At 59.6% G+C, this 19,838-nt stretch carries 15 protein-coding genes and 1 tRNA gene; 7 read left to right on the plus strand and 9 right to left on the minus strand.

Annotated features, from left to right (window positions below; translation table 11 throughout):
• Window positions 1-134: 134 nt before the first annotated feature.
• The 3 genes from HMPREF2708_RS01945 to HMPREF2708_RS01955 form a co-directional block, all read right to left on the minus strand.
• A tRNA-Leu gene (locus HMPREF2708_RS01945) sits at window positions 135-208 on the minus strand.
• A 50-nt stretch (window positions 209-258) separates the two neighbouring features.
• Window positions 259-1,236, minus strand: a complete 978-nt coding sequence (locus HMPREF2708_RS01950) for a DUF368 domain-containing protein (RefSeq protein WP_070831631.1) — start codon at window positions 1,234-1,236, stop codon at window positions 259-261.
• A gap of 211 nt (window positions 1,237-1,447) precedes the next feature.
• Window positions 1,448-2,038 carry a TetR/AcrR family transcriptional regulator gene (locus tag HMPREF2708_RS01955; protein ID WP_070831634.1) on the minus strand — a complete coding sequence of 197 codons (591 nt, stop codon included), beginning with the start codon at window positions 2,036-2,038 and terminating at the stop codon, window positions 1,448-1,450.
• A gap of 458 nt (window positions 2,039-2,496) precedes the next feature.
• On the opposite strand from HMPREF2708_RS01955, the gene polA reads away from it, so the two are divergent.
• From polA to coaE, 5 genes are all read left to right on the plus strand, one after another.
• A complete protein-coding gene (gene polA, locus HMPREF2708_RS01960) occupies window positions 2,497-5,127 on the plus strand; it encodes a DNA polymerase I (RefSeq protein WP_070831637.1) in 2,631 nt (876 codons plus the stop codon).
• A gap of 282 nt (window positions 5,128-5,409) precedes the next feature.
• Window positions 5,410-6,873 carry a 30S ribosomal protein S1 gene (rpsA, locus tag HMPREF2708_RS01965; protein ID WP_005510285.1) on the plus strand — a complete coding sequence of 488 codons (1,464 nt, stop codon included), beginning with the start codon at window positions 5,410-5,412 and terminating at the stop codon, window positions 6,871-6,873.
• 74 nt (window positions 6,874-6,947) lie between these two features.
• Complete coding sequence (locus HMPREF2708_RS01970) at window positions 6,948-7,148, plus strand: hypothetical protein (protein WP_070831648.1); 201 nt, start codon at window positions 6,948-6,950, stop codon at window positions 7,146-7,148.
• A gap of 105 nt (window positions 7,149-7,253) precedes the next feature.
• Window positions 7,254-8,345 (plus strand): glutathione S-transferase family protein, encoded by a 1,092-nt coding sequence (locus tag HMPREF2708_RS01975; protein ID WP_246840300.1) that lies wholly within the window; start codon window positions 7,254-7,256, stop codon window positions 8,343-8,345.
• Window positions 8,346-8,378: 33 nt separating this feature from the next.
• Window positions 8,379-8,999 (plus strand): dephospho-CoA kinase, encoded by a 621-nt coding sequence (gene coaE, locus HMPREF2708_RS01980; protein ID WP_070831655.1) that lies wholly within the window; start codon window positions 8,379-8,381, stop codon window positions 8,997-8,999.
• Here the strand turns inward: coaE and HMPREF2708_RS01985 are convergent.
• The 3 genes from HMPREF2708_RS01985 to HMPREF2708_RS01995 form a co-directional block, all read right to left on the minus strand.
• A complete protein-coding gene (locus HMPREF2708_RS01985; protein ID WP_168168090.1) occupies window positions 8,953-10,242 on the minus strand; it encodes an aminotransferase class I/II-fold pyridoxal phosphate-dependent enzyme in 1,290 nt (429 codons plus the stop codon). The two genes, coaE and HMPREF2708_RS01985, sit on opposite strands and share 47 nt — an antisense overlap.
• Window positions 10,243-10,345: 103 nt before the next feature.
• A complete protein-coding gene (locus HMPREF2708_RS01990) occupies window positions 10,346-11,077 on the minus strand; it encodes a hypothetical protein (RefSeq protein ID WP_246840301.1) in 732 nt (243 codons plus the stop codon).
• A gap of 94 nt (window positions 11,078-11,171) precedes the next feature.
• Window positions 11,172-12,056: a DUF559 domain-containing protein gene (locus HMPREF2708_RS01995; RefSeq protein WP_070831661.1), complete on the minus strand. Its 885-nt coding sequence runs from the start codon at window positions 12,054-12,056 to the stop codon at window positions 11,172-11,174.
• A gap of 346 nt (window positions 12,057-12,402) precedes the next feature.
• On the opposite strand from HMPREF2708_RS01995, the gene uvrB reads away from it, so the two are divergent.
• On the plus strand, window positions 12,403-14,535 hold the full coding sequence (gene uvrB, locus HMPREF2708_RS02000; RefSeq protein ID WP_070831664.1) for an excinuclease ABC subunit UvrB: 2,133 nt from the start codon (window positions 12,403-12,405) through the stop codon (window positions 14,533-14,535).
• A gap of 132 nt (window positions 14,536-14,667) precedes the next feature.
• Entirely contained in the window at window positions 14,668-15,108 is a 441-nt protein-coding gene (locus tag HMPREF2708_RS02005; RefSeq protein ID WP_070831667.1) for a universal stress protein, read from the plus strand.
• 169 nt (window positions 15,109-15,277) lie between these two features.
• Here HMPREF2708_RS02005 and HMPREF2708_RS02010 read toward each other — a convergent pair whose 3' ends face one another.
• The 3 genes from HMPREF2708_RS02010 to HMPREF2708_RS02020 form a co-directional block, all read right to left on the minus strand.
• Entirely contained in the window at window positions 15,278-17,809 is a 2,532-nt protein-coding gene (locus tag HMPREF2708_RS02010) for a HelD family protein (protein WP_070831669.1), read from the minus strand.
• 134 nt (window positions 17,810-17,943) lie between these two features.
• Complete coding sequence (locus HMPREF2708_RS02015; RefSeq protein ID WP_070831671.1) at window positions 17,944-18,813, minus strand: DoxX family protein; 870 nt, start codon at window positions 18,811-18,813, stop codon at window positions 17,944-17,946.
• A 189-nt stretch (window positions 18,814-19,002) separates the two neighbouring features.
• Entirely contained in the window at window positions 19,003-19,710 is a 708-nt protein-coding gene (locus tag HMPREF2708_RS02020; RefSeq protein ID WP_070831673.1) for an MBL fold metallo-hydrolase, read from the minus strand.
• Window positions 19,711-19,838 lie beyond the last annotated feature (128 nt).

Raw genomic sequence — 19,838 nt, forward strand, 5'->3', positions numbered from 1 at the left:
TCATTTTTGGCTCACTTTTGGCTCAAAATACCCGTGAAAGTGCGTGAAAAAGAGTGAAAGATAGTGAATAATAACCCAAGCAAAAACCCGCCCCCACCAGGCTAAACGCCAGGTGAAAGCGGGTTTTAAAATCGTGCCCCCGGTGAGACTCGAACTCACACTGGACGGGTTTTGAATCCGTTGCCTCTGCCAATTGGGCTACAGGGGCGCAAAGCCGTCGATAAGCGAAAATGCTCTGTCGAAGCGACCTTGTCTAGTTTAGTCCATCGACCCCGAATTAGAAAAACGGCGCTGCGCATAAGCGACGACGCTGACGATTGCGGCGCCGAGAATGAACAGTCCGAGGGCGAGTCCCCAGTCGGAGCCGATGCCCTGGAGCTCGTTGTTTTTGGTCTGCCACGGCCAGAGAGCGCGCAGCGAACCGAGCATGAGTCCGGACATGGCGACCAGCGTGAGCGCCTGGTGTGTACTCAACAGCCATTCGAGGAGGCGGATGAACAGGACGATGCCGATCAGTGCGCCGACGAAGAAAGTGCCGATGTAGGCGACGTCACGGTCATGAATTGCGCCCATGGTCGGTGCGTAGAGTCCGATGACCAACAGGAAGAAGGAACCGGAAACGCCCGGCAGCACTAGTGCGCACACGGCAATCGAAGCGGCGATGAGCACGAGCCACAGAGGCGGCTGTGTCGGTGCGGCCTGCGGTAGCGATGTGAGCGTGAACAGGGCGACGCTGAAAAACAGGAAGACGGCGATGGCCTTGCCGCGCATGCCCGGCTGACGCAGAGCACCCGGCTGTAGCTCGTTCAGCGGCATGGTGATTGAGGCGGCAATCATGCCCATGAACAGTGCTCGGGAAGCGACCGGCTGGTTGGTGACGAAGTTCTCCATGACTCCTGCCATGGAGAAGACCACGGCAGCCATGCCGATAGCTACCGGGATGAGCAGCCACCAGTCAATCCTGCGTAGGTCCTCCTTGAAGGTGCCCTTGGAGATCGCCCGCGGCAGGTCGGTGATGCGCTTTGCCGATTCAATCAGGCGTCCGTAGATGCCCGTAATCAGCGCAAGGGTGCCGCCGGAGACACCCGGAATCGTCTCGGCGAGACCAATGAGGCCACCACGAACTGCGTTGGCGATGACACCCAGCGGGGTCGGCTTCGGGATTTCAGAGTAGGGGCTCGTGGTCGGCAGCGTAGTCGACTCTGCACCAGGAGCGCTCATATTTTCAGTAGACATCGCAGGCCATTGTATGTCTTCCATCTGAGAAGAACCGTATTTCCGTGTGTGTATTAGCAGCTTCGGAGTGCGATTAAGAACACAAAACAAAAAAGCAGCGACTGGGGTGGCGCTGCTGATTCAGTGAGTTACGCAGGAGTAGGCGGTGGGTGGTGGGTGGTGGGTGGTAGGTGATGGGCGGTGGAGCTGCTTCCTGAGCTGTGCTCGGACCTTAGCCGTGCTCGATAATCTGCTGCAGGCAGCTACCCATGGCCTCCACCGAGATCTTCGGCGCGTTGGCCTCGTCAATCAAACCGGTATCGGAAAGAACTAGGTATCCGACGCAGAGGGAAACAACCATCTGGCTGCGGTACACGGCAGTTTCGTGGCTGATGTCCTCTGGGCCGTCTTCTTCGACGCGGTGAATCAAGTCGTCGGCGATAGCTTCATTGAACCGTTCGGCGATGACTTTTGCAGTTTCCTCGGAGTCAAGGGATCCGACAATCAGCGGAATCATGGACTGTCCGGCCATTCCTTGACCAGTCAAAATAGCGCTGGCCATCCGCTGGCCAAGTTCATTGAAGGGAGCTCGGCTGAGCGTGCCTTTGAACTGGCTAAAGTCAATCAGTTCGGCCATGAGACCTTCTTTGGAGCCGAAGTACTTGATGATGAGCGGCGCGCTAACGCCCGCATCGCTGGCAATCTCCTTCAGTGGCACGCTTCGCAAAGGCTTGCGTGCGAAGTGCCGAGCTGCAGCCGCGATAATGCGCTCGCGGGTGGAATGGGCACTCCGTTGGAAATTGGTCGAATCGAACTCACTCATGCTGACGAGTCTAAAGCCATGAAAGCGTAACTTCGCCAATTGCTTTCAAGTGCACGCGCAGGACGTGGCGATATGTTTTCGCGGCCACCTCAAAGAGGGGGTAATTTCTAGACGCCTCATTTGGGGCAGGTTCTATGCATGTTGTTGAACAATCGTTGGAAAATATGGAAAAACTCCAGGAAAATAAGGCGAATATTAAAGTTGGATTACAGCATTTCGGAAACTGAAACCAAGTGCCAAGCGACGCTCGGGAGGCTTACTCTTGCGAATCACTGTTCACGTGGACTAAGGGGCTGCTGAACCCGTTTCAAAATACCGCTTGATTACCGTAATTATTGTTCACTGAAGCAGGCCGACCAACAACTCATCCTCCGTAGCCGCGAGTCCCCAGCGCGAATCTCAGTTTTCCTACGCTGTTCAATATTTTCCTACACTGGGTTGTCATGAAGAAGACCCTCATGCTTATCGACGGTCATTCCATGGCCTTCCGCGCGTTCTTTGCCCTTCCGGTGGATAATTTCTCAACCACCGGCGGTCAGACAACGAACGCGGTGTACGGCTTCCTTTCTATGCTGTCCAATATCCTCAGCGAGGAAAAGCCCACGCACGTGGCGGTCGCCTTCGATGTCGCCCGCGAGACCTTCCGCAACGAGATTTTCCCGGAGTATAAGGCCCAGCGTGAGAAGACTCCTGAGGAATTCCGTGGTCAGGTGCCGCTTATTCAACAGGTGCTGAAAGAGATGGGCATCGTCACGCTGGAAAAGGACAACTACGAGGCCGACGACATTATCGCGACGTTGGCTACCCAGGCCAAGCCTGAGGGCTTCGAAACGCTCATCGTCACCGGCGACCGCGACTCGTTCCAGTTGGTCAATGACACCACTACGGTGCTCTATCCAATGCGCGGTGTCACTACGCTTCATCGCTTCACGCCTGCGGCTATTGAGAAGAAGTACGGTCTAACGCCGACTCAGTACCCGGACTTCGCGGCCCTCCGTGGCGATCCCTCCGACAATCTCCCGGGCATTCCAGGGGTCGGCGAGAAAACCGCGACGAAGTGGATCGTTCAGTACGGCACACTGGAAAACCTCATCGATCACGCCGACGAAATCCGCGGCAAAGTCGGCGACAACTTTCGCGAGCGCGTCGCAAACGTCCAGCTGAACCGTGACATCACCGAAATGGTCAAGGACCTGCCCTTGCCATACGGTCCGAACGAGCTCGAGCTCCGGCCCGCTGATGCCCAGGGAATCATCGACTTCTTCGACCGCCTCGAATTCGGCGATAACCTCCGCGAGCGCGTGTTCCGCACCCTTTCCATCGAAGGTGCGGGCGTCACCGCCTCCACCAGCGACAGCGCGACAAAGCTCGAGGCGGTCTCGCTTGACGACGGCGCCCTGGCTGCCTGGCTGGGTGAACTGCACGAGCCGGCCGCGTTGCAGGTCGTGGAGCACACCCTGATGATTGGCTCCGCCGATGAGAAGGGCAAGGCTAGCGGTCAGGCCGTTTCTCTCGACCTCGGCGAGCTATCCGCAGAAGATGCCGACACACTGCGCGAGTGGCTCGCAGGCGACCACCCGAAGCTGGTGCATGACTGTAAATCGGCCATGCATGCGCTCTGGAATTACGACTTCGAGCTGGCAGGGGTCATCCACGACACTTTCTTGGCCGCGTACCTGCTGCGCCCAAGTCAGCGCAGTTACAGCTTGGACAACGTCGTCCAGCGTCACCTTGGCCAGACTCTTTCGCAGACCGATGGTCAGATGACCCTGCTCGATGGCCCGGCCGAAGATGCTTCCCATGTCGCCGCCGTCATCGACCTGGCGGAGCGGTTGGCTCTCGAACTCGATGAGGCCGGACTCTACAGTGTGTACGCCGACCTGGAAGTTCCGCTCGCTCCAGTGCTTGGCCGGATGGAGCGCGCCGGTATCGCTGTGGATGTCGATGCACTCGAGGAGCTTCGCAAGCAGGCGCAGGCGGCTACCGATGAGGCGGAGAGTGAGGCTCGCAACCTCGTCGATAAGCCTGAGCTGAATCTCGGATCGCCGAAACAATTGCAAGAAGTCCTGTTTGACCAGCTGGGAATGCCCAAGACGAAGAAGACGAAGACTGGCTATTCCACGGCGGCGAAGGAAATTGAGGGGTTGGCGAAGGTCAACCCACATCCGTTCCTGGATTACCTGCTGAAGTTCCGCGAGTCGCAAAAGATGAAGTCAACCGTCGAGGGGCTGATTAAGGCCGTCGCCGATGATGGCCGTATTCATACGACCTTTAATCAGACGGTCGCGGCGACGGGGCGCCTGTCGTCGACGGAGCCGAATCTGCAGAATATTCCGGTGCGCACGGAGTTCGGGCGACGGATTCGTGAGGCGTTTGTGGTGGGCGATGGCTATGCGCAGCTGATTACCGCGGACTACTCGCAGATTGAGATGCGTGTGATGGCGCACCTGTCGCAGGATCCGGGGCTGATTGAGGCCTACCGACAGGGCGAGGACCTGCATAACTACGTCGGCTCGAAGGTCTTCGGCGTCGGTATTGATGAGGTCACGCCTGAGCTGCGTCGTCGTGTCAAGGCGATGAGCTACGGTCTGGCTTACGGTCTGAGCGCTTTTGGTCTGGCTCAGCAGCTCGACATTCCGCAGCGCGAGGCGAAGAAGCTCATGGAGGACTACTTCGAGCGCTTCGGCGGCGTGCGCGATTACCTGCACAAGGTTGTTGAGCAGGCGCGCAAGGATGGCTTTACGGCCACGATGTTCGATCGGCGCCGCTACCTGCCGGAACTCAACGCCGACAACCGCATCGCTCGCGATAACGCGGAACGCGCGGCTTTGAACTCGCCAATCCAAGGGTCGGCGGCGGACATTATTAAGATTGCAATGCTCCGGGTCGACGATGCTTTACGACGAGGCGGGTTGCGCTCGCGTGTCCTCCTGCAGGTTCACGACGAACTGGTCGTTGAAGTTGCAGATGGGGAAGAGGCGGCCATCAAGGAGCTGTTGCATCGTGAGATGGACTTGGCGGCTGAATTGCTGGTACCGCTGGATGTTTCCATTGGTGCTGGTGTGAACTGGGATGCTGCTGCGCATTAGTGGTGCGAAGGAGAGGTGGCGGTCGCGGCCGGCGGACCTTTTGCGGACTCGCCGAGAGCGTGTTGCGGACTTGAATGTCGCAGCTCAAATCGGTATTGTTCGCTAGGTATGCATTAGCATGCCGACTTTGCAGCCTCGAGTTCCAGGGACATCGGGTTAACTAATTGCCAATGGCGAGATTCGCCGAAAGCGGATTTGGCCCGGCTGTCCAGGAGTTTCTTTGAGGGGTAAGGCCGAAATTGTCCGTTTTTCGATTTCTATCCGCTTCGGAGCACATCTTATATGTCCACTTCTAACGTCCCTCAGGTTGCCATCAACGACATTGGCACCGCTGAGGATTTCCTGGCCGCTGTCGACTCGACGATGAAGTACTTCAACGATGGTGACATCGTTGAGGGTACCGTCGTTAAGGTTGACCGCGACGAGGTTCTTCTCGACATCGGCTACAAGACTGAAGGTGTCATTCCTTCCCGCGAACTGTCCATCAAGCACGATGTCGACCCTGATGAAGTGGTCGAAGTTGGCGATGAGATCGACGCGCTGGTCCTGACCAAGGAAGACAAGGAAGGCCGCCTCATCCTGTCCAAGAAGCGCGCTCAGTACGAGCGTGCTTGGGGCACCATCGAGCAGCTCAAGGAGAACGACGAGCCGGTTACCGGTACCGTCATCGAGGTCGTCAAGGGCGGCCTGATTCTCGACATCGGCCTGCGTGGCTTCCTGCCGGCTTCCCTCGTTGAGATGCGTCGTGTCCGCGACCTCCAGCCGTACATCGGCCAGGAGATTGAGGCCAAGATCATCGAGCTCGACAAGAACCGCAACAACGTTGTTCTGTCCCGCCGTGCATGGCTCGAGCAGACCCAGTCTGAGGTCCGCTCTGAGTTCCTGCACCAGCTGCAGAAGGGCCAGGTCCGCAAGGGTGTCGTTTCCTCCATCGTCAACTTCGGCGCATTCGTCGATCTCGGCGGTGTTGACGGCCTGGTTCACGTTTCCGAGCTGTCCTGGAAGCACATCGACCACCCGTCCGAGGTTGTCCAGGTTGGCGACGAGGTCACCGTCGAGGTTCTCGAGGTCGACCTGAACCGCGAGCGCGTTTCCCTGTCCCTGAAGGCTACTCAGGAAGATCCGTGGCGCGTCTTTGCCCGCACTCACGCAATCGGCCAGATTGTTCCGGGCAAGGTCACCAAGCTGGTTCCGTTCGGTGCGTTCGTCCGCGTCGAGGAAGGCATCGAGGGCCTGGTTCACATCTCCGAGCTGGCTTCCCGCCACATCGATGTTCCGGACCAGATCGTCTCCGTCGACGAGCAGGTCATGGTCAAGGTCATCGACATCGATCTCGAGCGTCGTCGTATCTCCCTGTCCCTCAAGCAGGCTGACGAGGACTTCACCGAAGAGTTCGACCCAACCAAGTACGGCATGGGCGACTCCTACGACGAGCAGGGCAACTACATCTTCCCGGAGGGCTTCGACCCGGAGACCAACGAGTGGATGGAGGGCTTCGAGACCCAGCGCGCAGAGTGGGAGGCTCGCTACGCAGAGGCAGAGCGTCACCACCAGCTGCACGCTGCCCAGATTGAGCGTCACCGTGCTGCAGCTGCCGAGGCTGCAGAGACCGCTTCGAACTACTCCTCCGAGTCCGGCGAGGCAGCACCGGCTGCTCCGGCCGCACCGGCTGCAGACAACGCAGGCGGCACCCTGGCTTCCGACGAGCAGCTCGCTGCACTGCGCGAGAAGCTGGCTGGCAACTAAGCTAGACCGCTAAGGGGCTTACACGTCCCTTTGAGAAGTCACCCCGGCGAGGTTTTCCTCGCTGGGGCTTTTTCGTGCTTTCTTTGCTTTACGACGGGCACCTGTTCGGCCTTGTTTTTCTAGAGGCGGCTTGGGTGCTTGCTGCATTTTTGGTCCTGGTGTTGGGATTTCGGACGATGAAGGTGACACCGCTGCTGCCTAAGGCGGGCTTGCGCTTCACCAGAAGTGGCTTGCTGCACAGTAGCCGGCTGCTGGCGAAGCGCAAGCCGCCCTAATGGTTCTAATGGTCCTAATGGCCCTGGCGCCCCTGTCGATTCTGGTGGCTCTGGCTGTCCTGACCGCCGTTGACAGCCTGTCTGCCTACCCATATGGTTGATGACATGACAACAAAGAATAAGGCTAGCCAGGTAGAGGACTCCTCGCACTCCACCGGTGGGGTGTACTCCCAGGAGGGCAAGGACTTTAATCGCGACACCCGCTATATCGGTGACCGCATTGTTAGGGGCGGTCGCGAAGTAGGACAGGGGATTAAGACGTGGCCTGTTGAAGCCGGTCGATACCGCCTTATTGCTGCTCGTGCCTGTCCGTGGGCACACCGCACGCTCATCGTTCGCAGGCTGCTCGGCTTGGAAGATGCAATTTCGGTCGGAATTCCAGGGCCGGTTCACGATGCCCGCTCCTGGACATTCGATAAGGGACCAGGTGGCCGGGAGGAAATACTCGGCTACGAGCGCCTGCAGGAGGCATTCCTAAAGCGCTTCCCGGACTACCAACAAGGCATTACCGTCCCCGCCATCGTTGAGATTGAGTCGGGTGAGGTCGTCACCAATGACTTCCCCTGGATTACCTTGGACTTCATTACCGAGTGGGCCGAGTTCCACCGCGAAGGTGCCCCGGATCTCTACCCGGTGGAGATGCGCGAGGACATGGATGAGCTCATGCAGTTCATCTACACCGAAATCAATAACGGCGTCTACCGCTGTGGCTTCGCGGGCTCACAGGACTCCTACGACAAAGCTTACGACCGACTGTTCAGTGCCCTAGACAAGGTATCTGAGCGCTTAGAGACCCGCCGCTACCTCATGGGCGACCACATCACTGAGGCCGACATTCGACTTTACACGACCCTCATCCGCTTCGATGGGGTCTACCACGGCCACTTCAAGTGCAATCGGAATAAGATCTCCGAGATGCCGGTTCTATACAACTACCTGCGTGATCTCTTCCAGACTCCGGGCTTCGGCGACACCACTGACTTTGTCGATATCAAGCGCCACTACTACGAGGTCCACCGCGACCTCAATCCTTTAGGTATTGTCCCGAAGGGCCCGGAGCTCTCCGACCTGCTCCAGCCGCACGGCCGTGAAGCCCTTGGTGGCAGCCCATTCGGTAATGGCACTGCTCCGGCCACAGTCAACCCGGATCCCGTTGAAGAGGGCCACCGCATCGAGGATCTCGTCGTAAAGCACTAACGTGCCGGGGCGTGTCCACGTACCCTTAGAGACATGCTCAAAGTAGGACTAACCGGTGGCATGGGCAGCGGAAAATCTACGGTCGCCCGTAGGTTCGCCGAGCTCGGTGCCGTCATCATCGACGCTGATCAGATTGCTCGTGACGTCGTCGAACCCGGCGAACCGGCGCTGGCCGAACTCGCCGAAGCTTTCGGCGAGGGCATTGTGCTTGACGACGGCTCCCTCAACCGCGGCGAGCTTGCGAAGCGGGCCTTCGTATCCGCGGAGAAGACGGAGCTGCTGAACTCCATCACCCACCCGCGTATTGAGCAGCGCACCGAAGAGCAGTTCAACGCGGCAGGTGACGCCATCATTGTTTTTGACTCTCCGCTGCTGATTGAAATGGGGCAGTCGGAAGCGCAGGACCTCGTCGTGGTTGTGCATACCCCGGTGGAGGTCCGTCTCGACCGTCTGGTGGAAAGTCGCGGTGTAGACCGAGAGGATGCGAAGCAGCGCATCGCTAAGCAAATTAGCGATGACAAGCGTCTGCAGTTCGCCGATGTGGTCCTGGAAAACTCAGGCACCGAGGAGGATCTCGTGCGCCAGGTCGACCGGATTTGGGAGCGGATTATCCAGCCGCTGAATCAGATTCGTCAGCTACAGGCCAGGCAATAGCAGTCCGACCAATAGCGGGCCGGGCAATAGCAGTCCGATCAGTAACGGGCAGATCAGCTGCAGGCCGATCAGCAAGATAATCCCGCAGCCGCGCGATTGCCTCCTTAATCACCTCGGCGCGCTTGCAGAAAGCGAATCGCACCAGGTAGCGGTATTTTTCTGACTCCGGGTCATCCACAAAGGCGGTGACGGGGATAGCTGCGACTCGGCATTCCTTGACCAGGCGGGTGCAGGTCTCCAGTGCGTCGCCAAGCCCCCAGCTCGAGACATCGGCGACGACAAAATACCCTGCCTGCGGCGTGAAGACGTCGGCGCCAAGGCCCTCCAGCCCATCGGCGAGGAGCCGCATGTTGCCCTCGAGCTGCCTCGCTAGCTCGTCCACCCATGGAGCACATTCTTTCAGGCCACGAGCGACTGCGGGCTGAAGAGGAGTGGCACCGACATAGCTCAAGAACTGCTTGGCCTTGACCACGCCATCGAGCAACTCGGCCGGAGCGAGCGCCCAGCCAATCTTCCAACCGGTGACGTTGAAGGTCTTTGCGGCGCTGGACACGACAATGGTGCGCTCACGCATGCCGGGCAGAGCGCTGATGGAAGAGTGTGACAATCCGTTGAAGTACAGGCGTTCGTAGACTTCGTCGGCAAGCACAAGCAGATTGTTTGCGATGACGACATCGGCGATGGCCTGCAAGTCCTCGTTTTTGAGGACAGTGCCGGTGGGATTGTGCGGCGAATTGATGATGATCATGGCCGTGTCATCGGTGACGGCATCGGCAAGTGCACTGCGGTCAAGCGACCAGAAGTGTTCCGTGTCCGAGACCGTGGGAATGAGCGGCACCGCGGTATATGTGCAGTTAGCCAGTGCGATGGCGGCTTTGTACGAGTCGTAGTACGGCTCGATGACGATGACGTGGCCGCCGGGTTCGAGATGCCCCAAGGCGGTGGCGGCAATCGCCTCCGTGGCACCGACGGTGACCAGGCATTCGGCGTCGGCATCGTAGACCTGCCCCGTACGGCGGGCGCGATCGGCGACGATGGCCTCGCGGAGCACCTTCATACCGCGGCCGGGGCCGTACTGGTTATTTCCGCCAGCTATTTGATGCTGCGCCTCCGCGAGCACCTCCTCCGGCCCGTCCCAATCGGGGAAGCCCTGCCCAAGATTGATTGCCTCGTGCTCAGTGGCGAGGCGGGACATGGTGGCGAAAATGGTCTCGCCGAAAGGACGCAAGCGGGAAACGGTCATGGTTTTACTGTAGGCGGGAGATTGTGCGCTTGTTGCAGTTTCTTTCGGGGGATTGCAGCCGGCGGCCAGCAGTTGCACCGACTGTCGACCGCCACCTGGTGCGCTAGAGCATGTAAATCTTTGCGTTGTTGCCGCCGGTGCACACGACAACGTCGTCCTGTGTGTTGCAGCGGAGGTCGTAGGTCTTTCCGGTCGCGGGGCTCTTGGCCTTGATATTGGGCTGCAAGTGGTCGCGGATGTTGTCCTCCGTCGCGTTCAGCCCCTTGGTCTGCTCGTTGAATACCGCTTTGGCAAAGCCGCAGCTGGTACTTGGGCCCGCCGCGACGAGGTTGACGGCGTATCCATCGCCATAGATGCAGGTAGTCACCTGTTCTCCATCCGCCGTGAAGGTGGATCCCGGGGCGGGGTTGTTGTAGATTTCAGCGGTCATGTCCTGACGAAGTCCGCTGCCTTCGCCGTTGTCACCGCTTTCGCTTGACGACGTCGACGTGCCACCAGTCTCCGCCGTCGTTGTATCGTCTCCCTGATCCGGTGCAGAACCGGTTGGGTTGGGCGTGTTGCCTGAACTCTTGTCAGACACGCCATTCTCGGTCTGCGTAATGGTGGTGGTCTCTGCAGCGGTTGCGTCAGCAGCGGTGCCCTCGGCATTAGCATTCTCAGCGCTAGCCGGGTCAGTCGCCGCTTCATTTCCTTGTGAGGAACAGGCGGTGAAAGCCAATGCGGTGGTAGCGAGGATACCGGCCACAAGGGCTCGGTGTGAGGTTGCTTTTCGAGTGGTGGAACCTGGGCGAGTCCTAGCGGGCGTGTGGACTAGTGCGCGGCGCGAGGTGTTCATAGGCGCCAGGCTAGTTGCTGTTCGGTCAGTTTTCATTACAAAATAAATAACAATTCGGCAAATGGATGGCTGTTTATCTCGTGATATCGGCTGTTTATCGCGGCTTATTGGCGTAGCCAACCGTTGGATTCCACTCCCAGACTTTCTGGCAGGCAGGCCATCCTGGTTTATAGTCCACGCGGGGACGGCGCTTTTGTACCCATCGGATTGCCTGCTCGATTTCGTCGAGGACGCTGTCGAGATTCCAATTGATGCATGAGTCTGTGAACCGCAGGACTATCCAGCCGTGCAGCGTGCCGGAGTTGGTCTTCCAACGATCTGAGATGAATGAGTCCTCGTTCGCGTGGTACTTCTCGGAGTCGACTTCGATGGCTATTTTCCACTGGTCAAGCAGGATATCGAAGCAGTAGGGGCCGATGAATTGGTTCATTCGGATCCGGTACCCGCGCTTAATCAATGGGCGAGCTAGCTTGCGCTCGAGTTCGCTGCATGCGCCGATCGGCGTGGTGGTGATGGTTTCACGCAGCCATGCGGGGACTTTCCGCATCCGGCTGAGGTCGTGGTTGAGTCGCTTCTCGCCGTCCCGGCCGGCGTAGTGTGTTTCCAGGATTCTGCGTGCATAGTCTTTTGAAGCTCGTGCTGCCCAGAGTGCTTCGACGACTGGGAGGCCATTGATGCTGGTGCAGGCCGGCAGGCGGCTATGCCTAATGGAGAAGGTCTCGGCCTGAACTGATCCCGCGCCTTCTGCCTGGATAGGAAATGTCAGAGGAAGTCTCAAGTGGATTTGGCATGCGCTTTTACCGCTTAGAGCAATCTTTTTGTAATGCCCTGTGATTGCTCGGGCGACTGAGGCGGGAGAGTGGTCGTCAATGTAGAGGCCACGTACTAATTTAGTTAGCCTGCCTTGTTGTAGGAGGGCTCGGGTCTTTTTCTCTCCGATGCCGAGTGCACGTAACTCGGCCGTGGTGAAACTTCCCATGGTCGGGACTCTAAGCCTTTTCGATCCAGGGGCTTTTCTTTGAGAGAGGCTCCGCGTCCAATCTGTGGACAACTTTCAAGGTGTGGATAACCCCGGCCGCCCGCAGCCGGCAGCTGTGCAGCCGCAGCCTCAACCTGGCAGCCTCGCAGCGACGGACCATCGATAAGACGGCTTGCGCTTCACCAGGAGCCAGTCGCTGCGTACTAAGGGCCAGCTGGTGAAGCGGAACCCCGCCTGCGGTGCCAGCGGTGCCTGTGCCGGCCCCCAAATTCCTTCAGCCACCCCAAAGCCCAGGGAAGCGAGCATAACCAGCCCATATAAAGCAGCCTTCGCTACGCTGGGAACTATGGCATTTGCAGCAGAGCAACCCGTCCTCGCACACTCGGAGTTCCGTCCCGTCGGTGAAGTCGAGCGCGCTGAGGGAACCTTCGAGGTCATCAGCGAGTTCGAGCCCTCGGGCGACCAGCCGCAGGCAATCGCGGAACTGTCGGAGCGCCTAGATAGAGGCGAGCGCGAGGTTGTCCTGATGGGTGCCACGGGCACCGGTAAGTCAGCCACCGCAGCGTGGTTGATCGAAAAGGTGCAGCGCCCAACCCTCGTCATGGCGCCGAACAAGACTCTGGCGGCCCAGCTGGCCAATGAGCTCCGCAGCCTGCTGCCAAACAACGCGGTCGAGTACTTCGTTTCCTACTACGATTACTACCAACCTGAGGCCTACATCGCGCAGACCGATACCTATATTGAAAAGGATTCCTCCATCAACGAGGATGTGGAGCGCCTGCGCCACTCGGCTACTTCAGCGCTGCTGTCGCGTCGCGACGTAGTCGTCGTCAGCTCTGTTTCTTGCATCTATGGCCTGGGTACCCCTCAGTCTTACCTCGACCGTTCGGTGTGGCTGAAGGAGGGCGAGGAAGTCGATCGCGACCAGTTCCTGCGCCTTTTGGTGGACATTCAGTATGCCCGCAATGACATCGCCTTTACCCGCGGCACCTTCCGAGTAAAAGGCGACGTGGTCGACATCATCCCGGCCTACGAAGAAAAGGCCGTCCGTGTGGAGTTCTTCGGCGACGAGATTGATTCGCTGTACTACCTCAATCCAGTCACAGGCGACGTCATCGACCAAGTCCCTGAGCTGCGCATTTTCCCTGCTACGCACTACGTCGCCGGCCCGGAGCGCATGGAACGCGCCGTCGCGGACATCAAGGCCGAGCTCGCCGAACGCCTGGCAGATCTAGAAAACCGCGGCAAGCTGCTGGAAGCACAGCGTCTGCGCATGCGCACGGAGTACGACCTCGAAATGATCGAGCAGGTCGGCTTCTGCTCCGGTATTGAGAACTACTCGCGCCACATCGATGGTCGCGCGCCGGGCTCGGCCCCCGCGACGCTCATCGACTATTTCCCGGAGGACTTCCTCACCATCATCGATGAGTCACACGTCACCGTGCCGCAGATTGGCGGCATGTTCGAGGGCGATGCCTCCCGTAAACGCAACCTCGTCGACTTCGGTTTCCGCCTCCCATCGGCGTTGGATAACCGCCCGCTGACGTTCGATGAATTCGATGCCCGAGTGGGCCAGGTCGTGTTCATGTCCGCAACGCCGGGTGACTATGAGCTCGAGAAGACCGGTGGCGAGTATGTGGAGCAGGTTATTCGTCCGACGGGGCTGGTGGATCCCAAGATCGTCGTTAAGCCTACGGAGGGACAGATCGATGATCTCATCGGCGAGATCCGTAAGCGCACCGAGCGTGACGAGCGCGTGCTCGTGACCACCCTGACTAAGAAGATGGCGGAGGACCTGACCGACTACCTGCTCGAAAATGGCGTGCAGGTGCGGTATATGCACTCGGATGTGGATACGCTCAAGCGCGTTGAGCTGCTGCGACAGTTGCGTCTCGGTGAGTACGACGTGCTGGTCGGCATTAACCTGCTGCGCGAGGGCCTCGACTTGCCCGAGGTTTCGCTGGTGTCAATCCTCGACGCCGACAAGGAGGGGTTCCTGCGTTCGGAGCGCTCGTTGATTCAGACGATTGGTCGTGCCGCGCGAAACGTTTCCGGCGAGGTGCACATGTACGCCGACAAGATCACCGATTCCATGCGGTTCGCCATCGACGAGACGGAGCGCCGCCGTGAAAAGCAGATCGCGTACAACACCGAGCATGGTATCGATCCGCAGCCGCTGCGCAAGAAGATTGCGGACATTCTGGATCAGGTTTACGACAACGCCGACGCTGATTACAAAGGCAAGACCGGTGCGGCCGCCGATGCGCTGCTCTCGCGTGCCGACGGTTCGGGCGCAGCCGAAGGTGCCAGCGGTAAGCAAATGCCGCGGGCTGAGCTTGAGGCGCTTATCGCGGATTTGTCGGAGCAGATGGCTGCGGCTGCGCGTGAGTTGAAGTTCGAGCTCGCGGGGCGCTTGCGCGATGAGATTTTCGACCTCAAGAAGGAACTTAAGGGGATGATTGAGGCCGGTGTCGAGTAGTTTTTTGCTACTGTTGTGGGAAGTAAAACAGTGTATTCGCGAAAGTGCCTCTGGCCAGTGGGTTCGGGGCAACGTCGGCGTTACGCACGATGAACTGTTTTAATGCAACTTCCACAGTGAGGGATAGTTTTCATGAGTGATTACAAGACCATTGTTGTCGGCACGGATGGTTCTAAGTCGTCGCTGCTCGCAGTAGAGCGCGCTGCCTCGATTGCTGCCGCTTTCGATGCCACCCTGGTTATCGGCTGCGCTTACTACGAGACCCAAGAGGATGCGTCCAAGACCCTGCGCCAGGATTCGGTCCAGGTCCTCGGTGATGACCCGGCTCAGAAGAACCTGGCTGCTGCCAAGGAGGCCGCAGAGGCTGTCGGCGCGACCAAGGTTGAGACCGAGGTTCGCTCCGGCTCCCCGGTTGAGGCTCTGATGTCCCTGGTCACTGACCGCCGCGCGGATCTGCTGGTGGTTGGTAACCGCGGTATTAACTCGCTGACTGGTCGTCTGCTGGGCTCCGTGCCGGCGGATGTTGCTCGTCAGTCGGACTGTGACGTCATGATCGTTCACACTGTGAGCTAATAAAACCGTGAGCTAACAAAACGGTGAGCTAATAATTTAGCTTTCGCTTTAAACCGGCGCCTCTGAGTTGAGGTGCCGGTTTTTGTTTTGTGCGGGTTGGGAGGGGGGGAGCGACGTAGGGGGGGGTAGTCGCTGAGGCGGCCAGCGGTGGGGGGCCGCTGGGGCACGGCTAGACCCACTTCAGCTCGGGGAGGTGCTCAGGGCTTTGCTTATCGACGACCACGAGTCCCTGGGTCGCACGAGTCAGTGCGACATACAGGTCCTGTAGCCCCTGCGGAGATTGCGCCACAATCTGGTCGGGCGCGACGACGATGACCTCGTCGAATTCCAGGCCCTTTGAGGTCGTGATGTCATAGACCGCGCAGTTGGTGAGTTTGTTGGGGCGAGTAGCAGGTGCGTCATCGGCGCTAGTCGCGTCGGCAGCATTAGAGCCACCAGCCCCGCCAGCGCCACCAGCCCCGCCATCTTCACCATCTCCACCAGTTCGACCAGCGAGAAAATACCGCACCTCCGCGCGCGTGGCTTCGAGCAACTCTGCCGGGGCGATGACCGCGACCAGGCGGTCCGGCTGCGCAACCTGCTCCACATGCGTCAGCGCCTCCGTCACGGTGTGCGCCAGAACAGGCTTACGGCCGGTCGCGCGAATCGACTGCGGCGCCTCCAGCTCCGAATCAATCTCCGCCAGGACGCTGGCGGCAACCTCCATCACCTCAGCTGGGGTGCGGTAGTTGACGGTCAGCTCGTGGAGATGCCACCTCGAGCCGATTATGGGTTCTAGTACATCGTCCCAGGTCGCGGCACCTGCGGGGGAGCCCGTCTGGGCCACGTCGCCGACGAGGGTCATCCAACCATTGGGGCTGCGGCGGCGCAGCATTCGCCAGGCCATCGCGGAGAGTTCCTGAGCCTCGTCGACGATGACATGGCCGTAGGCCCACAGGCGATCCGCCGCCGCCCGCTCGGCGGTGGATCGCAGGTCGCGCTCACGGTGGCGTTCGGCCAGTGCCTCGGCATCGATGACGTCATACGCTGACAAGATCTCGGCCTCGAAGCCGTCGTCAAGATCCTGGGACGCAGAGCTGGACAGGGTATCCAACGCGCCCTGCGCCTCCTCGACGCGGGCCTGCCAATTCTCGTCATCGGCCTCCGCTTCACCAATCGGGCCGAGGAGCTCCGCCAGCTCGTCGAGAAGCGGGGCGTCGGAAGGCATCCAGTCGGTGCCTTCCGGCCGGTAGAGAGCCTCGCGCGTCAGCTCGTCGTAATCGCTGGCGGCGTAGTCGATGGCCTCGCGGGAACTCAGCAGTTCCGACAGCACCTGCTCGGGCGTGAGTGCGGGCCACAGTTCGTCGAGGATGTCAGCGACTGCTCCGGATTCGTCAATTTCGTCGCGCAGGTCGGCAACGTCGGTCACGGACAGCAGGTTCTCGCCGCCCAGCGGGTCGGCGCCAATAACTTCGGCCATCTGTGCGGCGAGGAGTTCCACCACGTGATCCCGGAAGATTGGACGTGCCAGATTGTGTGGTTTACGAGTCCGCCGCGCACGCGTTCGCGCGGCTTTCACCATCTCTGGCGTGATGGTCAGGGTGATGTTGTCGTTCCGGACTTCAAGCGGCTCCGCAGGGAGCTCCTGGTAGGCCCGCACGGCTTCGCGAAGGATAGTGAGCATCTCAATCGAGCCCTTAACTTCCTGCGCAACCAGGGGTTCGGGGTTGTGTCCGTCGATAAGCGCCTCGGAAGCGCGCACGCCGGGGTAGAGATCGGCGATGGTGGTCAGCACCACGCCTGTTTCGCCGAGGCTCGGCAGCACGCGCGAGATGTAGTCGAGGAAGGTTGTGTTCGGGCCGATGATGAGGACACCGGTTTTCGCCAGCTGATCGCGGAAGGTGTAGAGAAGCCACGCGACGCGATGCAGCGCCACCGCCGTCTTGCCCGTGCCGGGACCGCCCTGGACGACCAGGGTGCCGCGGGTGGTGTCGCGGATGATGAGGTCCTGCTCGCGCTGAATGGTCTCGACAATGCCGCGCATATGGCCGGTGCGCGCTTGATTCATGACCTCGCGCAGCACCGATTCGCCACCGACACCAGCCTCGACTTCGGTCTCGTGTGCGGTGTCGGCTTCCTCGCCGGAGAGCCATTCGTCGTCAATGCTGCGGACCTTCCGCCCGTGCGTGCGCAGGTGGCGACGCAGGCTGACTCCCTCGGGATGCGCGGTCGTGGCCAGGTAAAACGGGCGCGCACCATCGGCACGCCAATCCATGATGACCGTGCGGTAGTCGTCGTTTTCATCGGACAGGCCGATTCGCCCGATGTATCGCTTATCGACGGTCGCCCCCGGCCCTTCCTCTGCCAAAGGATTGTCGGGGTCTGTGTCATCGATATCGATTCGACCAAAGACCAGGCCAATCTCGGCTGAGCGGTAGCGGTCCAGATTAGCCTGTAGTCGGTGGTATTCCACCTCGCGTTCAAGGCGGGCTTGCGGGTCTGGGTCGTCGATGAGCATGACCTGGCGCAGGTACTCTTGGTCGCGCTCGCGTGTTCGGTCGAGGAAGCTGAACGCACGATCGACGTAGGCCTGTTCTGCAGCGAGGGTACTCTCTTCTTCTCGCTGTGGTGCTGAACTTGCCTGGTCCGGCAGACCTGCCTGGCCAGTGCGGCCAATGCGGCCTGTCTGGTCCTGCCCGGGCTCGGATGCGCGCGACGCCAACCTGGTCTCCTCAACAGTTCGTTAAAACTAGTGCTAATTGATGTGCTGAATGAATATAAAAATATGAAAACGCCCCCGCACGCGTAGTGGCGTGGGGAGCGTTTAAGTATACCGCTTTAACTGCGGCAGCAAACTTACTGCAGGCGCTTCTGCGCCTTCTTTGCAGACTTCTTGGCCTCCTTGGAAGCCTTGGCTGCGCGCTTGCGCAGTTCCTTGCGCTGCTTGCGAGTGTCCTTCTTGAGATCCTTGCTCAGGTCTTCGGCGTAGTCGCGAGCGTCCTCAGCGAGCTCGCTAGCCTTGGCAATCCAGTCGTCCTTGTTGTCCTCGACGTAGCTCTTAGCGGTGTCGAAGGCGCCGGTGAGCTGCTCGCGCCAGCCGTCCTTGTTGTCCTCGACGTATTCACGAGCCCCATCGGTGGCCTCAGAAGCACGGTCGCGGAGCAGGCCGGCCTTTTCGCGGACGTTCTCGCCGGCGGAAGCGAAGGCTGCGCTGATTTCCTCAGTGCGCTGCTCGGTTTCAGACTTGGTCGGCAGCGCAGCCTGAACCTTCTTGTTCAGCTGCTTGCCAGCCTTCTCAGCGCGCCAAGCAACACCCGGCTTGCCGTCGGTGTCAGCAGTAGCCAGGAAGAGTCCACCCAGCAGACCAATGTCGGTCAGGAAACCAGTGCGGCGAGCCGCCTTCTCCTTCGAATCCTGGGTCTCCCAGAATGCGTGGCGAGCCAGCATCGTTGGAATCTGTGCAGCGACCAGAGCCGTGGCGGACAGGCGTGGGGCCTTACCCAGAGCGTAGAGGGAACCTGCGGCGACCTTGGTGCCAGCGACGGCCTGGACAACCAGCTTCTCGCTATTTGGCACGTACTTGTTGTACTGGTTCGGGGTTACGGAGCGGACGCGGGCAATCAGGTCGCGTGCGCCCTCTTCATGATCCTTCTGGTTCATCAGCGTGTCGACACCGTCGGCAACGAAAACCGAGGCCAGCATTGGTCGGGCAAACTTGCGAATCATCTAAATTCTATCTCCTTTGTCGTCCAGGTGAAACCGTGTTTTTGGCCATCTGGTCGCTGTAATTCACTATTAATCCTACGCAGCCTGGCCTATTTATGTCGTGGGAATGACGAGTTTTTCAGACGCTGCGACTGCATCCAGCGCTACGAACCACGCTCATCCAGCGCTACCAACCACGCTCATCCAGCACTACCAGCCGCGCTGGCGCCAGTTATCCACCTCGGGGCTCTCGACGCCAACTGTGGTGTCCTTACCGTGACCGGGGTGAATCACCGAGTCGGCGGGGTAGACGTGGAAGACACGGCTCTCGACATCGTCGATAAGCTGCGAAAAATCCTCGGGCGAGTACGTTTTTCCGACACCGCCTGGGAAGATGCTGTCACCGACGAAGAGGTGGTGTGACGGGGTGTCGTCGGAAAGCGCGCCGGCTTCCTTGGCGGACAGGTCGAGGCAGAGACCGCCTTTGGTGTGCCCGCGCAGGATGAACGTGGGAAGCGTGATGCCCTGGCCGAAAGTAATGGTCTCGCCGCCGTCGAGTTGCTGGTCGGCGGGTTCGGGAATGTCTGCAGCGTCGAGGCTGGAGGTGATGTGGCGGGCGGGGAAGACCTGCAAAAGCTCGCCGAGGGCCTGGACGTGATCGCCGTGGGAGTGCGTGGTGACAATCGTACGGACCTGCGCGCCGACGTGCTCAACCAGGCGGATTAAGTGGTCGGCGTCGGTGGCGGCATCGATAAGTAGGGAATTGTCGGGCTCGCGGGAGTCGACCAAAAGGTAGACGTTGTTTTCCATCGGTCCGACGGAGGTCTTATAAATAGTGACATTGCCGTAGTCAATGCGCTCAACGCCGCGCGTGCTCGGCGAGTTGGAGTAGGGGCTGATTGTAATGACGTCGTTCATGCGCCCCAGGGTAATGAGGTGTCTGTCGGTGCGCTAGGAACGCGACTTAACTGCGAGTCTCTGAACACATGTGCGAAAAAATGGTTATGGACTGTAGACTGGTCGGCAGTGAATCGTCGACGAATTGA

It is taken from the genome of Corynebacterium sp. HMSC073H12 (assembly GCF_001837775.1).
Taxonomy (GTDB): domain Bacteria; phylum Actinomycetota; class Actinomycetes; order Mycobacteriales; family Mycobacteriaceae; genus Corynebacterium; species Corynebacterium amycolatum.

What these genes read in the sequence shown, in the direction of transcription:
- HMPREF2708_RS02005 (WP_070831667.1), top strand. Translation starts at nt 14,668, where the DNA reads ATGAGTGATTACAAGACCATTGTTGTCGGCACGGATGGTTCTAAGTCG.
- HMPREF2708_RS01995 (WP_070831661.1), bottom strand. Translation starts at nt 12,056, where the DNA reads ATGGGAAGTTTCACCACGGCCGAGTTACGTGCACTCGGCATCGGAGAG.
- HMPREF2708_RS02015 (WP_070831671.1), bottom strand. Translation starts at nt 18,813, where the DNA reads ATGATTCGCAAGTTTGCCCGACCAATGCTGGCCTCGGTTTTCGTTGCC.
- polA (WP_070831637.1), top strand. Translation starts at nt 2,497, where the DNA reads ATGCTTATCGACGGTCATTCCATGGCCTTCCGCGCGTTCTTTGCCCTT.
- HMPREF2708_RS01975 (WP_246840300.1), top strand. Translation starts at nt 7,254, where the DNA reads ATGACAACAAAGAATAAGGCTAGCCAGGTAGAGGACTCCTCGCACTCC.
- coaE (WP_070831655.1), top strand. Translation starts at nt 8,379, where the DNA reads ATGCTCAAAGTAGGACTAACCGGTGGCATGGGCAGCGGAAAATCTACG.
- HMPREF2708_RS01990 (WP_246840301.1), bottom strand. Translation starts at nt 11,077, where the DNA reads ATGAACACCTCGCGCCGCGCACTAGTCCACACGCCCGCTAGGACTCGC.
- rpsA (WP_005510285.1), top strand. Translation starts at nt 5,410, where the DNA reads ATGTCCACTTCTAACGTCCCTCAGGTTGCCATCAACGACATTGGCACC.
- uvrB (WP_070831664.1), top strand. Translation starts at nt 12,403, where the DNA reads ATGGCATTTGCAGCAGAGCAACCCGTCCTCGCACACTCGGAGTTCCGT.
- HMPREF2708_RS02020 (WP_070831673.1), bottom strand. Translation starts at nt 19,710, where the DNA reads ATGAACGACGTCATTACAATCAGCCCCTACTCCAACTCGCCGAGCACG.
- HMPREF2708_RS01955 (WP_070831634.1), bottom strand. Translation starts at nt 2,038, where the DNA reads ATGAGTGAGTTCGATTCGACCAATTTCCAACGGAGTGCCCATTCCACC.
- HMPREF2708_RS01985 (WP_168168090.1), bottom strand. Translation starts at nt 10,242, where the DNA reads ATGACCGTTTCCCGCTTGCGTCCTTTCGGCGAGACCATTTTCGCCACC.
- HMPREF2708_RS01950 (WP_070831631.1), bottom strand. Translation starts at nt 1,236, where the DNA reads ATGTCTACTGAAAATATGAGCGCTCCTGGTGCAGAGTCGACTACGCTG.